At 46.0% G+C, this 16,235-nt stretch carries 11 protein-coding genes; 9 read left to right on the top strand and 2 right to left on the bottom strand.

Annotation, left to right across the window (positions count from 1 at the left end; genetic code table 11):
• Positions 1–86 precede the first annotated feature (86 nt).
• The 7 genes from G493_RS0110610 (at position 87) to G493_RS0110575 (ending at position 8,317) form a co-directional block, all read left to right on the top strand.
• On the top strand, positions 87–965 hold the full coding sequence (locus G493_RS0110610) for a hypothetical protein (RefSeq protein WP_028580364.1): 879 nt from the start codon (positions 87–89) through the stop codon (positions 963–965).
• Between the two features lie 38 nt (positions 966–1,003).
• The gene (locus tag G493_RS0110605; protein ID WP_161629819.1) at positions 1,004–1,975 is read left to right on the top strand and encodes an SGNH/GDSL hydrolase family protein; all 972 of its coding nucleotides are present in this window, start codon (positions 1,004–1,006) and stop codon (positions 1,973–1,975) included.
• Positions 1,976–2,515: 540 nt separating this feature from the next.
• Positions 2,516–3,253, top strand: coding sequence for a hypothetical protein (locus tag G493_RS32090; RefSeq protein WP_051309212.1), 738 nt, complete (start codon positions 2,516–2,518; stop codon positions 3,251–3,253).
• Positions 3,250–4,899, top strand: coding sequence for an FAD-dependent oxidoreductase (locus tag G493_RS0110590; RefSeq protein ID WP_028580361.1), 1,650 nt, complete (start codon positions 3,250–3,252; stop codon positions 4,897–4,899). The genes G493_RS32090 and G493_RS0110590 overlap by 4 nt, the downstream gene beginning before the upstream one ends.
• A gap of 9 nt (positions 4,900–4,908) precedes the next feature.
• Positions 4,909–5,928: a glycosyltransferase family 2 protein gene (locus G493_RS0110585; RefSeq protein ID WP_028580360.1), complete on the top strand. Its 1,020-nt coding sequence runs from the start codon at positions 4,909–4,911 to the stop codon at positions 5,926–5,928.
• Between the two features lie 70 nt (positions 5,929–5,998).
• Entirely contained in the window at positions 5,999–7,327 is a 1,329-nt protein-coding gene (locus G493_RS0110580; protein WP_028580359.1) for a radical SAM protein, read from the top strand.
• 33 nt (positions 7,328–7,360) lie between these two features.
• A complete protein-coding gene (locus tag G493_RS0110575) occupies positions 7,361–8,317 on the top strand; it encodes a glycosyltransferase family 2 protein (RefSeq protein WP_028580358.1) in 957 nt (318 codons plus the stop codon).
• Between the two features lie 121 nt (positions 8,318–8,438).
• Here the strand turns inward: G493_RS0110575 and G493_RS0110570 are convergent, their stop codons facing one another.
• Positions 8,439–10,244, bottom strand: coding sequence for a glycosyltransferase family 39 protein (locus tag G493_RS0110570; protein WP_028580357.1), 1,806 nt, complete (start codon positions 10,242–10,244; stop codon positions 8,439–8,441).
• A gap of 347 nt (positions 10,245–10,591) precedes the next feature.
• Positions 10,592–11,179: a metal-dependent hydrolase gene (locus tag G493_RS0110565; protein WP_028580356.1), complete on the bottom strand. Its 588-nt coding sequence runs from the start codon at positions 11,177–11,179 to the stop codon at positions 10,592–10,594.
• Between the two features lie 776 nt (positions 11,180–11,955).
• Between G493_RS0110565 and G493_RS0110555 the strand changes: the two genes are divergently transcribed.
• Together G493_RS0110555 and G493_RS0110545 are read left to right on the top strand one after the other, a co-directional pair.
• Complete coding sequence (locus G493_RS0110555; RefSeq protein WP_028580355.1) at positions 11,956–12,999, top strand: molybdopterin-binding protein; 1,044 nt, start codon at positions 11,956–11,958, stop codon at positions 12,997–12,999.
• Positions 13,000–13,436: 437 nt separating this feature from the next.
• Positions 13,437–16,127 (top strand): delta-60 repeat domain-containing protein, encoded by a 2,691-nt coding sequence (locus tag G493_RS0110545; protein ID WP_028580354.1) that lies wholly within the window; start codon positions 13,437–13,439, stop codon positions 16,125–16,127.
• Positions 16,128–16,235 lie beyond the last annotated feature (108 nt).

Here is a 16,235-nt window from a genome sequence, read left to right as displayed (position 1 = left end):
GTAGCATTTTTGTCATACGGTTGTAACAAAAGGTTAATGGTGCTGTTGAGCTTACTTTTCTGTTTGAGCCTTTGAGGAATATAACAATGAGAAAACGACTCCAAACCCTGTGGAGATATTGCGGCCAGTGCCTTTTTTTCGGTGTGTGTGTAATCCTGTCTGGACAGGAAATCGTCGCGGCTGCCGCAGGCCTAAGTGATTATGATGCGATATCCGTATATTCACAAGAAGATGAAAGCCGTTATTCCATTTTTCTGACAATACAGAAAAATGGGGCCTGGCAAACACCGGTAGTACTTTCTGACAACGATTACCTGAATATCGTTCCTTCCCTGGCTGTCAATGACAAGGGAGAAATCTGGGTTGTCTGGGCGGTTTTCCACAAAGGGGAAACCAGCCTGTACATGAAACAATATAGTAATGGAGCCTGGAGCAAAGAAGAAAAAATTGAAACCGGTCAGGCCTCCAGCATTGCTCCTTCTTTAATTTTTGACGCAGATAATGTGCTTTGGCTGGTTTGGGCCGGAGATGACGGGCAGGATGACGACATCTACTTTTCCCGCTGGAATGGCGCCAATTTTGAACCCCCTTCCAGAATCACAGACAATGAGGTTCCCGATGTTCAGCCTGTACTCGGATTGACCGATGAGGGAATTCCCTGGGTGCAGTGGCAATTCTATGGTAATGACGGCTATGTTCCCCGTTACGCAACCTGGAATCCTGATAAATCAGAGTGGGTGATCTCCACCCAGGAAGAAGAGGAAAACGACGTTCCTCTGAAAAAGGCCATGACCTTGAAATCCTCTGACGACAAATCCTCTGATCAGGTTTCAAGCTTTGATGTTCCCGGTTTTATAGAAAAGCCTAAGACAGCTTCATTTTATATCCCGGGAAAACAGGTGCAATCAATCCCTTATCGTATGGTTGAGGAGTATTTACAGGGTGGGACAAACGAGACAAAATGAAAGGGAACAGTGGTGTGAATAAGACAAAGGTGAAGGTCATGAATAAGATTTGTCTCAAGTGTCTGGCAGGACTCATCGGATTCTTTGCGCTGGTACAGGGCGTGCAGGCCGGAGTTATTATCGCTTTTGGAGATAGTATAACCGCAGGCAGGGGAAGTTCAACAGGAGGATATCCCCCCAAGCTGGCTGCTCTGACAGGCGATAACGTTTTGAATTACGGAGTGGGTAGTGAAAATACGGCCGCAGGCTCGTCACGGATCGATACTCCCCTTTCAGAAAATTCCGGTGCCTCGTTTATTTTGATTATGGAAGGTACCAATGATTTGTATTATGGGCAGTCATTGAGTTCGACACAGTATCATCTGGAAACCATGGTTGATAAAAGCCGTAACCATGGTGTGACCCCGGTACTTGCCACCCTGACTCCTGATACCCGCGAAGGCCATGAAGAAAAGGATATATCAGGATCCTATAATCCCATGATTCAATCCATCGGTTCAAGTAAAGGTGTTGCCGTCGTAGATATGTATGGTGCAGTGGCCGCTGACTGGGGGTCTCTGAATTCCGATGGACTGCATCCCAATGACAGCGGTTATCAGATCATTGCAAATATGTGGTCAGGTGCCGTCTCGTCGGGAGGTGGAGGAGGCAGCGACGGTGGCGGTGGCGGTGGCGGCTGTTTTATCGCAACCGCTGCTTTTGGTTCTTCGCTGGAAAAGCATGTGCAATTACTTACCCAGTTTCGTGATCAGTATTTGCTGACCAATAAACCGGGAACAGCTTTTGTTCATCTGTATTATACCTATTCTCCACCAATGGCTGACTTTATTGCTGATCACGATGGGTTGCGCACCTTTGTTCGGATTGCCCTCTATCCCCTTGTTGGCTTAAGTTATATTTTGGTAAAAGGTACTATCTGGCACAAGTTAGGCGCCATGCTGGTAACGTTGGTTGTGTTGACGACCCTGATAAGATTGCGAAAAAGGCGAGCATCTGTACTTTGCGCTTAGCCTGTTTGTTCCTGACAGCTACCCAGGAGTCTGGTCGTCAGATCAAATCTGTTAGGGTATATGAAAACAACATGAATATGTTACTTACATAGTCACACCCTGTCGTGGCAGACATTTCATCAGAGCAGGAAAGGGGATGCCTCTTTCCTGCTCTTTGTTTGTGCACCTAGCCCGGATTTCAAACGAGTATATTTTGCAGGAGATGCGAGGCACCGGAAATGAAACTGTAGTGAACTCGCGGAGTCTCTGCGCTTACCTGCAAATGTTCGGTAACAAGGCAGGTACTGTAAAATCTGCTCGTCCCATTGGGGACTTTTTTGAATCTCCCTGAAAAACAGTCTGTTTTTCAGGGGGGTAGCAAACGCTTTCATTTGAGTGAGTTGAGCATTTATTCAAAAAAGTCATGAGAAAGGCGGGCTAATTGTTAATCTATTAATGCGTTATATCCCATAGGTTGTGCCCGTGTATGTTGTAGATGCTCATACTCATTTAGATAAAGTAAAGAATTTTCCCGTGTTGCTTGATAATTGTGCGCGGAATATGCGATTTGTTCAGCAGGCGCAGTGTGGAAAAAATGCAAAACTAACCGGTCTTATGCTTTTGGCGGAGATTTATGGGCAGGATATTGTGGATCCCATCCTCACTTTGGGGCGGCAAGGGCAATCTTTGCAAACAGAGAGTCAATGGTGTTTCAGCGAAACTTCCGAACCTGGAAGCATATGCTGTACAAATCAGCACGGAGACAGTTTGTACTGTGTTATGGGAACCCAGGTCAATACCCTTGAAAAAGTGGAAGTATTACTTTTTGGACGCCAATCTGTAGAGTCCAATCTTCCTTTGAGAGATTACCTTCCAAAGAAGCGCGACGAGGCAGGTCAGCTGACAATCCTTCCCTGGGGGGTGGGAAAGTGGCTTGGCCAACGGGGGAAACTTATCAGTGAAGTATTGCGCCAGGAAGATACCCCATTGTTTGTTCTTGGAGATAACGGCAATAGACCCCAATGGTGGAAACGTGTGCCTCAATTCACCTTTGCTCAGCAGAATAACCTTCCGGTTTTGCGTGGAAGCGATCCTTTGTTTATTTCCGGTCAACTGTCGCGGGTAGGAACGTATGGACACCTCATTGAACAGGTGCTTGATCAGAAGTATCCATTACAAAGCTTGTGCCGCCATATCTTGAATTGGCCCGCACATATACTGCCCTGCGGTAACCTGCAGGGGATTTTATCCTTTATTCGTAGTCAGATAGCTCTGCGAGGAGCAAAACGTATTTCATGAAAAGACAACTCTCTGAACTCTCAAATCAAAGGTATGACCTCGCTGTTATTGGCGCTGGGATACATGGTGCCGCCATAGCGGCCATGGCGGCAAGTTGCGGTCTTTCGGTTGTTCTTCTTGAAAAGGGGGATTTCTGCAGTCGTACCTCGGCCAACAGTTTAAAGATTTTGCATGGTGGTTTGCGATACCTCCAACATCTCGATGTACCGAGAATTCTGGATTCCATTGCCAGTCGTCGCTGGGTAATGGCAAATTTTCCAGAAATTGTTGAGCCGCTAGAATGCATTCTTCTTACTTCAGGACATGGTTTTCGCAGCAAACAGGGGATGGCTGTTGGGCTGGCGGTGAATGATTTGTTCAGCTTGTTCAGGAATCGTGGTGTGCGCCTTGATAAACATCTGGGACGTGGTCGCACACTCCCTTTTGAGAAGTGTCAACAAATTATACCCGGGCTTGCCCGGGATCATTGGACCGGTGGAGCTTTATGGTTCGATGCACTTGCTACCAACACCGAGCGTGTTGTTCTGACCCTTATACATAACCTGGTTGATGGTGGAGGTGCAGCGGCTAATTATGTGGAAGTGAAGCGTATTCTCTGTCCGCATGGCAAGGTAACCGGGGTTCTCTGCCATGATCACCAGGCTCATCAAGATATTGAAATTCAGGCCGACATGGTGGTCAATGCTACTGGAGCCGGTGTCGCCCAGTATGCGGAAGACAAAATACCGCAGGAAAGTATTTCCGGGTGGAGTAAGGCTGTAAACCTGGTTTTAAATCGTCGCTTTTTTGGAAAATATGCTGTAGGCCTTGAAGGAACCAGCAGCTTTGTTGACAAGGATGCTCTGGTTCAGAAAGGGAAACGGTTATTTTTCTTTGTGCCCTGGAGAGAGAAGACCATGGTGGGTACCGTGTATACCCATGTGGAAAACGTTGACAAAGGTGCGGATTTGTCTCGTGAAGAAATTGAGGCAATACTTTCCGAGATAAATCAGATTTACCCTGCGGCTCAGTTGCAGCTCCGTGATGTCATAAACTATCATGCCGGCTTTGTTCCCTGTATAAAAGGCCGGCATCAGGGGCATTTTGATGTGCAGTTGGATAAACGGGAAACAGTTCTTGATCACGGCGCAGAAGGCGGTGTTGAGGGGCTGTACAGCATAAAGACTGTAAAGTTTACCACTGCCTATACACTCTGTCGGGATTTTTTGCAGAGGTTACAGGCAAAAGATAAAATTTCGAAACAGATATGGAAGGATCGAAGCAGGTCAGAATTCGTACTCTCCGGTGAAGGCGGGTCTCTTGAGCAGATTCCTGAGTGGCTGGTACTTCGATGGGGAAGATCTGCAACCGAGGTCGCTCGCAGGCTTCCGCGCGAGATCTTGGAAGACGTCAATGCAGGACATGTTCTCACCACAGAAGAAATCAAATATGCCGTGGAAGAAGAAATGGCATTGCATCTTGATGACCTGCTATTTCGTAGGACGGGCCTGGCAACCATTGGTCTGCCTGAAGAGGATATTCTACAAAAAGCCTGCGTAGAAATGGGGGCACTGCTTGGATGGGATGATGCGACCTGTTTAGCCGAACGAGGGCGGGTTACACATCACTTTCACCCTTTGGAAAACATGCAGGAAGAGCAGGCCTGACTGAAAACGGTGGTATGCAGTAGTGAACGATGGAGCTGGTCTGCCGGTAACGAACAGGAAATATATCATGATCTTGCAGCAGAGGATGTGGCGTTTAGCCGAAGTATGAGTGCTCGAGTCCTTGCCGTTATACCAACGTATTTACCCCAGCGGGAGCATCTTGGCCTGCTCTGCACTGATATCGCAGAGCAGGTCGATCATATTTTGTTGGTTGATAACTCCACGTTCAACCAGGCATGGCTGCATGAGCTTACCGCGGCAAAGATAAGTGTAGAAGTGCTCGGAACAAACGTTGGTATTGCTGCCGCTCAAAATAAAGGTGTGCAGTATGCAGAAAAGCAGGGGTTTGACTTTGTTCTTTTTCTTGATCAGGACAGCAGACCGACCAGAGGGATGGTAAAGGCACTTGTGGATGGCTACCACGCTTTGATGAAGCAGGGATTGCCCGTTGCTGCAGTTGGACCTGCCACCTATATGCAGAGCCCTGATACACTTGAACCATTTTATACCACCTCCAGATGGGGCTTGGGAAGTCGGCACTGCTGTAGCCCAAAGGATCAGGTTGAGGTTGCTTATCTCCATGCTTCCGGAACTCTTGTCTGTACAAGGATTTTTAGCCGCGTGGGGCTCCTGGCAGAGAACCTGTTTATTGACATGGTGGATATGGAATGGTGTTTTCGTGCAAGAAAGCAGGGATATCTCTGTTTTGGCCTCTGTAGGGCACTGTTGCAGCATCAGGTCGGTGAGGTATATCGTCCCTTATCTCTGAAAAAAATGCCACAATTGAGTGTACACGCGCCGTTACGCGGGTATTATCAGGTCCGTAACATTGTTCTGCTTATGCGTGGCCGCTGCGCCTCCCCAATGCTGCTCTGCCATTATTTTTTACGTCGGGTGTTATGTCGGTTTTTAGCGCAGCTTGTTTTTGCAGGCAACCGTCGTGAACGGTTGATGTTATTTGTTAAAGGTCTTATGCATGGGCTGCAGGGTATTGAAGGGCCTTATAAGAGTTTTTCAAAGAAGATATGAAAAATGCTGGGTAACAGGAAATTTTTACGGGCAGGTACTTCACCTGTAAATCCAGTCTGGGCAAAATATTATGAATTGTGAAATCCTACATATCCTCTACGTTAAGAGTAATGGGGAAATACTCTGCAACGATGACTTTGGAGAGCGTATTGTATTAGGGCATGTAGATACTGTACAGACAGCGGATGATGTCTCGACCCTTTTCTGCAATGAACAGTACACGCATATCCGCGATAGTTTTTTGCAAGGTGTGGTTCCCTGGCCGGATATTTGTGAACACTGTGCTTTTTTGCGCCGCAATGACGAGTTTACAGATCATATAGCGCACAAACATATTATCAAATTGCAGTTGGAGCCAACACTGCTTTGCAATCTTAACTGTCGGTGCTGCAGTAATGATGTGCAGATACAGACCAGAAAGAAACCTCACATAATGGCTCCGGAAACCTATGAGCGATTTCTCAGGGCTTTGCATGGGGCTGGGTTTCGTATTGACAATCTGGAATACTGCGGCCAGGGAGAGCCTCTGTTGCATCCAAAGATTGGAGAATTGCTGCGCATAACCCATGAAGTATACCCCAACGCCTGGCAACGTGTTATTACAAATGGCAACGTCTCCTACAGTAAAACCCTGCAAGGGACACCCGTTGATGAGGTCATGGTTGCCGGAGATGGCGTATGGCAGCGCAGTTATGAGCAATACAGAGTGCAGGGGCAGGTTGACAAGGTCCTCCGCTTTATGGCCGATGCTGTGGCGGACAAACAACTGGGAAAACCTCTGGTTATCTGGAAATATATTCTTTTTGAGTTTAATGACAGCAATGATGAGTTGATCGATGCCCAGCACAAAGCCCAGGAAATTGGTGTGGATTCGCTGCTTTTTGTGGTAACCCATTCCGAGTTTCATTCCCGGCGTTACCCAATGGAGGAGTTGGCGAAACTACCCATCATTATTCCGCAGGTTGCTACTAATGCACATCCTTCTTTTTTTGATGGTGTTCAGCAGGGAGTGTTACGTTTTCCAATTTTGCAGGCTATTAAAAACAAGTTGAGGAAACAATACCGGGCACAACTCGATGAAGCCCTGCTTTTTCCTGGAAATCTTCTCCAATTGAGAGGATGGACCGCTGCCACGGAACCCGTGAAGCGGATTTTACTGTATCTTGATGGAGAAAAACTGGGAGAAGTTGTGCCAACAGACTTACGTCCTGATGTGGAGGAAGTGTTTGCCACTTTCCGTCATCAACCCATGGGTTTTCGTCTGTCCGCCCACCTGGGAAAAAACATGACTGGTGCCTGCACATTTCAACTTGAGAGTTATGGAGAGAATGGCAGTTTTTTGGGCCAGACCACGACAAAATGTATTTTTATGCCATACACTGAACCTGGTATGGAGTAAACCGGTAAGAATTACCCTTTGAGGAAATCCACAGTGGATATATCTATTATTGTCCCTATTTATAATGAGGAAGAAAGCATTCCCCATCTGTACAAAGAAGTGACAGATGTTTTGCAAAATGTAAACCGTACTTATGAGCTGCTTTTTGTTGATGATGGTTCAAAGGATAGCAGTATGGAGATACTGCAGAAGATTCAGCAGGAAGATGAGCATGTGGTTGTGGTCAGTTTCAGAAGAAACTTCGGGCAGACAGCTGCCATGTCGGCAGGATTTGACCATGCCAGAGGGGATATCTGTATTACTATGGATGGAGACCTGCAAAATGATCCCCGGGATATCCCTGCACTGATCGCCAAGGTCGAGGAAGGGTACGACGTGGTAACCGGATGGCGCCATGATCGCAAAGATCCCTTTATTTCCAGAAAACTTCCTTCCATGCTTGCCAATCGTCTCATTTCATGGATAACAGGTGTCCAACTTAACGATTATGGCTGCACATTGAAGGCTTTTCGTAAAGAGGTTACCCAAAACATTAAGCTGTATGGCGAAATGCATCGCTTTATTCCCGCAATTGCCAGCGGGATGGGGATCAGTTTTACAGAGATCAAGGTTAATCATCGTGCTCGCCAGTATGGAACCTCTAAGTATGGCATTTCCAGAACCATTCGCGTGGTTCTGGATCTCATAACTGTAAAGTTTTTGCTGAGCTATGCAACAAAACCCTTGCATGTTTTTGGTGGGATAGGGTTTCTCAGTTCAGCCATTGGTATTCTTATGGCACTGGTAATGACTTTCCAGCGTCAGTTTATGGGAATTCCTCTGGGAAGCCGTCCTCTTCTTCTGCTGGCTATTCTTCTGATCTTCATCGGGTTCCAGTTTATCACCATTGGCCTGGTGGCAGAATTAATAGTCAGGACCTATCATGAGTCCCAAAAAAAACCTATTTATTATGTGCGCAAAGTATTGGGTAGAGAGCAGCAAGATAAGTAGTCATTTTTAACGTAACCTTAACCTACCAGGCTTTAAGCGTCCAATCTGGGTTAAACGTGAGATAATACCGACACATCTGTCACTGTAGTACTGACAGATGTGTCGGAAGCTAGATGAAACTCTACTCTGCTGGAAGCGGGAAAATTTTTCCCGTTGCCTGGTCCACCGCAATGGGTTGCTTTCGTTTCCAGATACTGGCTACCTCAATATCGAAATTTCTCTTGACCGCATATACTTTTTCAAAGTCCCTTTCCAGTTGTTCTTTGTTAAAGGGGTAGTCAAAAATACTTTCTCGAGGATCCCTTCTCGTATAGTTTGTGTCCACAATATAATTAAAGTGAATGAGCACATAGTTGGCGTTTTCAGGTGACCATGGAATGTCCAGGCCGTAATGCCAATAAAAGGGGGCCTGAATAAAAGCGTGTGCCATCATCCTGTAATTGAGGTAGGCAACCACATTCTGCTCTGGAGGGATATTGGCAACAGCCCATTTCAGCACCTGGGTTGTGCCATCCGATGGAATCTGGACTATGCCTTTATATCCAATGCTGCTTCTTCCTGCTATATATCTTTTACCAAGCCACTGGTAGCCGTTCAGATGAAAATTCGGGTAAGTAAGTTGTATGTCATAGAGGCAGTGGCCACAAAAAAGAAACGTTAGAGCATATCCTGTTATCTTTGAAGCGTTCCAGATGCGATCTAACAGGCAAGCTGCCAGGAGCGCGCATTGAGGAAGAATGGCCATCATATAAAAGGTCTGGGCTCTGCCTATGAAGATCAAAGATATAGGGTACACCAGCGCCATGGTAACCGGTAGGATAAGAATTGGCTTTCGGGATATGCAAAATGGAGAAATAAGGACTGCGACCAGTATGAAAATGCCTACGCTAAGTCCGGATTTGATGACCAGAGAAAGAATATTCAATCCTGCCGCGGAATATATTTGCATTATGCTTAGTCCACTTCCGTTGCTGAAAAATTCTCTGTAGAGCCCTTGAAGCAGGTTACCGTTTGTGAGGTTTGTCGGTGGGAAGACAAAGAAGGTTAGCAGTGATCCCGTAGAAATGATAGCAAGAGTCCAAAAAAGAGATATAGATTGTTTGCAACGTATAAGGATGACACTTGCTGCCGCAACCCAAAACACGGCAACCGATTTATAGTGTTCGATTTTGAAGCTAAGCACATGATGATCGTAGTACTTGTTCATATTTGCAACATGCTGTGCACCGCAGGTATAGTATCCTTTGACTATAAAAAAAATACCACAGAGAAGAAGGAGCACGACCAGCAACGGGCTTATGCTTGACAGGCTGTCTTTACTGGCTCGAGGTCGCAGAAAAATAAAGGGAATACATAAAAAGGGAATCCATACGGCGGCTATGACTTTGGTGGAGACCATGATGCCTGTTGCAAAGGCCAGCAGACCGGTTCGTCCAAGATCAGGAGTGCGCCGCCAATATGCGATTGTCAGCATGAGCCAGATACTGGAACAGGCAAGAAATGCATCACCTTCCGTCATGGCTGTTCTTGAAAAAGCAAGAAAATAGGGACTTACGGCAGCCATCCCCGTGGCAAGCAGGGCGGTTCTTCTGTTAAACTCCATACGACCAAAAAGATAGATGCCTGCCAATGTGAACACGCTGATGATGCAGCTAAAAAAGCGTGCCGTATAAACTGTCGGATTTTCAAACAATGTGCCGAAAAGGCCGCTGAGAAACATGGGCAACCTGGCTTGGGTAGGATCAACATCAGACCCGTTCCACCAGCCTTTCAGGGAAGAAAATAACGTCTGACTGATGGAGTGATCTATAAATTCGTCGTTGGAAATGCCTTGTACCGAGATGGTTGGCAGTATAATGGCCAGATACACAGCAATAAGCAGGAAGAGTGGGAGAATATCTTTGGTTAGTATGGAGTCCTTGTTCATAGGGTTTTGTGTATGCAAAAAGTTATGTTGAAACGTCCAGCCAAAAGATTACTGTAACTTCAGGAGAACACAGATGTGAATGTTCCCGGAGTTTTATGGCTTTTTTTAGAGACGGGCTTCATGTAATGAGTAAGCTGGGATAAATTGCCATCAAGCTGATAACTTTGCAAATACTAACCCACATTTCCTGTGTTTTTTTTATAAATATTTAGCTGATCGAAATAATACTGTTTATCTGGAATTCTTGAAAAAAATGAATTTTCCAGGAAAATTAAAAAAAACAATATGTTGTAGTGTTTTACTGGAGTGCATCATGTAAGACGCTACAAAAGCACAAGAAAGTCTATTCAGGGACGAGAAGAATACATGCGTACTCTTGTTTCTCCCCACCACGACATGAGGCAGAGCCCTGTCAGTATTCCCACTTCCTGAAGTACGGCTAGAAAATTATGGAGAGAAAAGAGACTGGGGATAAAACTGCTGGTATCAGAAGCTCGCCTGATATCGCTGAACAGGGCGATTGGACTTATGAGATATTCGTTGGAAAGCGGCCAGAGAAGCATGAGGCCAAAAGGGGCGGTGGTGTCTGTACAAAAGAGATCTAGCACGAGATGAAGGGTGGCCAAAAAGGTAAAGTAAAGAAAAAGTCTGGTACGTTGAGGAGTAGAATTTTTTTGTTGTTTGTCTTTGTCGCTAAAAAGTACAGCAAAAAGAATGCCGGTGATGAGTGCGAAAAAGAAGCTGTGAGTAAGCTGATGATGAAATTGATTGGGTGCCCCCACAAGAAATCCGGCAAGAAAATCAATATCAGGACTGTTGGCAACAAAAATGCTTGCCAACAACAAGGAGGGGCTGGCTTTTTTCTGCCAAATACCGCGACCCAATATTGGCAGGGCAATGCAAACACTTAAAGTGTGACCGACAGGTGAGGGCATGATAAATGATTAAAGACTGACACTGGGAGTTTGTAGGAGAAAGCTCTTCTTCCCCATATTCGTGTTGTTTTCAGGGGATTAATGTTCACAATATCAGCTGTATGGCTGTGCTTGATTTTCTGAAAATGTTCTCATCTGAGAAAGAAAACAATTCTCCGACAGACTCCTCGATAGTTATTCTTTTGCGCGGCCCTTGGAAATATGTGTGCAAGGAGTCTGTGGGTAAGTATTTTTTTCCGCGATCTTTATGTTATCCTCAACAAATCAATGTTCGCAACAGCAGTGAGATGGCTGCGCCTGGTTTCCTGAAGAGGTTATTATCCTGAAAGAAATTTTCGACAGACTCCGATCATGTGTATTTTTCAGGCCAAACGTTTCTGTTCAGATGTACTATTGATCAGTAGAAGCTTTTTTTCAAGGTCAATAATGCTATGTCGAACAGCAAAAATATATTTGGCACCAAGATACACATCCCGAAGAGGGGTGCACATAATAGTGGATTGGTATGTTCCTGTTTTTATCCATAGGGAACATCAATATGTCCTCCGATGGTGTACCAGCGTTACCAGATTCTTTACATATCTGACAACGGGTCAGGCTAATTTGCACAAGAATATACATTGGATGTGTGGTATAGTTGCCTTGTTGACATTCAGGAAATATGTTCTGCGTTGAACGTTCCTGTCAGGGGGTGGCATGAGCGATGGAAAGCCGGGAACAAGAATTGCAGGAAATATTTACAATGCTGTGGAACATTTACATCTATGTACGAAACAATGAATGAAAAGCTTTCCAAAAAGAGTATACCTGTAGCGCAGGCAGTTGGCATGGTTCTTCCACATGATATCACTGAGATTGATGGTACCACATTTAAAGGCACAGCCTTTAAAAAAGGTCATATTATTCAGGAGAAAGATGTAAGTCATCTGAAGCGTCTCGGGAAAGAACACATTTATGTATTTGAATTGACCCCGGAAGAAATTCACGAAAACGAAGCGGCACTTCTCCTTGCTGATGCACTCACAGGGGTGGGGGTCGGGTATTCGACAGAAGTTTCAGAAGGCAAGATAGAACTGGTCGCTCTGTGTGACGGAATTTTGAAAATTAATAAAGACGCTCTGTATGCACTCAATATGAGCGGAGAAGTGATTTGCGCGACTTTGCAGAGCAATACACCTGTTTTCAAAGGCGATCAGGTGGCAGCAACACGACTTATCCCGTTGATCAGCCAGCGTGCGCTAGTAGATAAGGCTGTCAAGGCTGCGAAGGAAGCGTCAGAACCTGTTGTTTCCGTAAAACAGTTGCGTAAAGCCCGGGTGGGATTGGTAATCACAGGAACTGAAGTATATTCCGGACGCATACAGGATAAATTTGAGCCGGTATTACGCAAAAAACTAGATCAACTGGGGTCGGAGGTTCTCAGTGTATCCTTTGCACCCGACGATATTGAACATATTGCTGCAGAAATAGGCAAGGCTCTCGACAAGGGGGCTGATCTTATTGTCACTTCCGGTGGAATGTCGGTGGATCCCGATGATGTTACCCGTTTAGGCATTCAGGCTGCGGGAGCGGTTAATATGGAATATGGGACGCCTGTGTTGCCAGGTGCTATGTTTATGGTAGCGCAAATTGGAGAAATTCCTGTTTTAGGCTTGCCTGCCTGTGGCATGTTTCATAAAATTACGGTTTTTGACCTTATACTGCCAAGAATTCTGGCCGGAGAAAAAATAGGAAGAAAGGAACTGGCAGAACTTGGACACGGCGGCCTGTGCCGGAACTGCAAAGTCTGTCAATATCCTGTCTGCAGTTTTGGTAAATAGTTTGTAAAACAAGACGTTGTCAGTTGGTCGATGTCTGTTCGGCAAGGAAAATTTCTGTTCATGTTCAGGTGAGACAAGACTCCGGGGCATGCTCAGAATTTTACCTCAGACATATCATGGATATCCGTATCTACTGCCTGTCTATTAAATGGGTTTTTACCCAATTTTTGCGTTATGCTCAGGAAAATATCCATGGAATATCGATTATATGTCTGCGGTAAAATGTATCGCATGCCTTAAGCAAAACTCCCAATTAATGGACAGCCTCCTAGGCTTACCTGTGCAGGTCAAATTTTGAACATAACTTGGGAACAGGATGAGAGATCGATATTGGGCGCAGACACCATTGTATCAGTCACAGCAGAATTTTGCCCAACTCGGTTTTAGTAGTATACTATCAATGTGCACAAGACGTTTTCTCTACAGGGAGACTACCAATGTTTAGGTACGCATTTGCAACTGGTCTATTTTTGCTTGTCGTCTTGACATCGTTGGTTCAGGCAGAATCAGCCTTGCGTTTAGCTTCAGACTTCGGTGAAGATGGTATTCTGGATACCGGTGTAGGCGTGTATGGCGACCGGGGACATGCCATGGCTGTTCAGGCTGATGGTAAACTGGTTATTGCCGGATCATCGTCCAATGCAGCGGATAATGATTTTGCTGTACTGCGGTTGCTGCAGGATGGCTCCATGGATACGAGCTTCAATGTTACCGGGCAGGCAACCACTGCAGTCGGCAGAAGCGATGATGAGGCGCTTGCCGTTACGGTTCTCAGCGACGGACGTATTGTTGCTGCAGGGTATACCATGAATGAGGGGAATAGGGATTTTGCATTGGTTTGTTACCAAGCTGACGGTTCCCTGGACACCTCATTTGGCGATCTGGGTATTGTTGTGACTGCAATAGGCAGTGGCCACGATGAACTGACAGCTGTCACCGTCGATAATGAAGGCCGTCTTGTCCTTGCTGGCATTGCCGAAGGTACCAATGGCGGTGTGGTGGTAATAGGTAGATTTTTTGAAGATGGAACTCCGGACACTTCCTTTGGTGACCAAGGGTGGTCCCTGGTAGGGGTAGGGGATGACGCCGTTGCCCAGGGCATTCTTGTACAGGAGAATGGACGCATTCTGGTTTCTGGTACCTACCAGGAAGATGATGTCACCTCTCTTTTTCTTATCGGTTTTTTGGAAAACGGGACCGTGGATGAATCCTTTGCTGAAAAAGGGGTTGCCATCCCAACTGCTGTTTTTGAGTTCAGTGAAGGGTATGGCCTGGCAAAAGGGGCGGGAAATGAAATTTTTGTTGCCGCGGCAGTTGGAGTAGATCAGCAGCGGGATGCGGCTCTTTTTGAATTTAGCGAAAGTGGAGTACCTGGAGTTTATTTTGATGGTGAGCAGTATCTCATTGCCCACGCAGGTGAAGGTGATGATGCTCTTTATGATGTGAAGGTGCTTGCCAGCGGCACTCTTGTTGCTAGCGGTTTTACCACAGAGGATGAGAGGAAAAAATTTCTCCTGATCAGCTACGGAGAGCAGGAGGCGGAATTCACCTCCAGCAGTCACGAAATAAATGAATCCAGCAGTACACAGGTAACAAAGCCTGTCAAGGTATCTGAGCTTCAAGTGGTTGAAGACGGGTCTCCTTATGCAATTCCAGATATTCAGGTTCGCAGCCTGAAAATGGAAAGCTCCCTGGAGTCGTTTCTTCAGTCTTCAGAGAGTGCTGCTGTTCCGTACACCGTCAGTCCTTATACCATTGATGTACTTGGAATTGAGCGCAAGCATCTGAGTTTTGGTGAGGTTTGCAACAAACTGTTGACCATGCTGGGCAATTTTTTTGTCGCCCCGGCTGCGGCCGAAGAGTCTTCCGGAAAGACTGTGACTGCAACAGTAATTGATGTCGGTGATGGAGATTCTGTCAGTTATTCCATTGGTGTGGTGGATGGGGAGGATGTAGTTGTTGTCGGTACCTCCAGTGATGATTCAACCGATACCGTGAGTGTAGCGAAAGTGACTTCAGGAAGCAGTGCCGATGCTGCAACCAGCAGTTCCATTGTGACTACACAGGTAACTGATATTAACCGAACAGGGGCGTTGAGCGGTGGCACCATCACCAGTGGTTTGAGTGGGGTTACCCAGCGCGGTGTGGTTTTCAGCATCGATCCTTATCCCATCTATAGCGATGCCAGTGGAGATGATGGCGATGATGATACCCCCACTACATTTACTGCGACTATAACCAATCCTAATAGTTCTACGATAACTACTACTACGCCTACGTTAGAAGTTACAACCTCTGATACCGCAACATGTAAATATAGTAAAGGTAGTGATCCTGGATATAGCTCCATGACCACCTTTTCTTCAACATCCAGCACGTCTCACAGTCAAGCTTTGTCAACACCGGTTTCTGAAAATCCCTATACGTATTATGTACGCTGTCAAAATAGTGACGGGGACGAAGCTTCCGATTCAGTTTCCTTTACTGTTTCAACTAGTAAAAATGCCAGTGCGCAAGTCTTACAGGATGTGCTGCAGAAGATGGGAAGTTTTTTGGTTGGCGATGCCCTTGCCGCAGACGACGATTCATCTGACGACAGCAGCGGCGGTATTTTTAGCGGGGTAAATTCATCCGATAAGAGGTTTGATGAAGAAGGCCATACCGACGATGGATCTGGAATCGGAATCTACACGTCAAGATTAACGAATCTGAAACCCAGCACTATCTACTATGTCCGCGCGTATGCAATGGTCGGAAGCTCGGTATACTACGGGCAGCAGTACAGCTTTAAAACTGCTGACGCCTGTTTTATAGCAACAGCATCATATGGGTCTCTGTTGCATCCATGTGTGCAGGTGCTCAGAGATTTTCGTGATCAATATTTGCTTACTAACGGTCTGGGAAAGGCTTTTGTAGATCAGTATTACTCCCACTCGCCATCCATAGCAGCATATATTGAACAGCACGGATGGGCCCGCGTCGCTGTGAAGGTTCTTCTTCTCCCTTTAATCGCTTTTTCCTGGCTAGCTGTTCATTGCGGGCTATATCCTGCATTGGTTATATCTGCAGCATTGACGGGAAGTGTGATGATGTATCTGAGAAAAAGAAGGCACTTGGCAGCGGTGTAATGTTAAGGTGGTGTTTCCCTGGCGAACGATCTCGACAGGTGATTTCAACTGTTGATTTGTGCGATGCTATATTTGCCTGAAAAATGCCCGCCAGGAAATCTTTACGTG

The organism is Desulfogranum japonicum DSM 18378 (assembly GCF_000429945.1).
Taxonomy (GTDB): domain Bacteria; phylum Desulfobacterota; class Desulfobulbia; order Desulfobulbales; family Desulfobulbaceae; genus Desulfogranum; species Desulfogranum japonicum.
The sequence above is the reverse complement of the archived record's forward strand: the minus strand, read 5'-3'. Positions and strand labels throughout refer to the sequence as shown.

What these genes read in the sequence shown, in the direction of transcription:
- G493_RS0110610 (WP_028580364.1), top strand. Translation starts at nt 87, where the DNA reads ATGAGAAAACGACTCCAAACCCTGTGGAGATATTGCGGCCAGTGCCTT.
- G493_RS0110605 (WP_161629819.1), top strand. Translation starts at nt 1,004, where the DNA reads ATGAATAAGATTTGTCTCAAGTGTCTGGCAGGACTCATCGGATTCTTT.
- G493_RS32090 (WP_051309212.1), top strand. Translation starts at nt 2,516, where the DNA reads ATGCGATTTGTTCAGCAGGCGCAGTGTGGAAAAAATGCAAAACTAACC.
- G493_RS0110590 (WP_028580361.1), top strand. Translation starts at nt 3,250, where the DNA reads ATGAAAAGACAACTCTCTGAACTCTCAAATCAAAGGTATGACCTCGCT.
- G493_RS0110580 (WP_028580359.1), top strand. Translation starts at nt 5,999, where the DNA reads ATGAATTGTGAAATCCTACATATCCTCTACGTTAAGAGTAATGGGGAA.
- G493_RS0110570 (WP_028580357.1), bottom strand. Translation starts at nt 10,244, where the DNA reads ATGAACAAGGACTCCATACTAACCAAAGATATTCTCCCACTCTTCCTG.
- G493_RS0110565 (WP_028580356.1), bottom strand. Translation starts at nt 11,179, where the DNA reads ATGCCCTCACCTGTCGGTCACACTTTAAGTGTTTGCATTGCCCTGCCA.
- G493_RS0110555 (WP_028580355.1), top strand. Translation starts at nt 11,956, where the DNA reads ATGAATGAAAAGCTTTCCAAAAAGAGTATACCTGTAGCGCAGGCAGTT.
- G493_RS0110545 (WP_028580354.1), top strand. Translation starts at nt 13,437, where the DNA reads ATGTTTAGGTACGCATTTGCAACTGGTCTATTTTTGCTTGTCGTCTTG.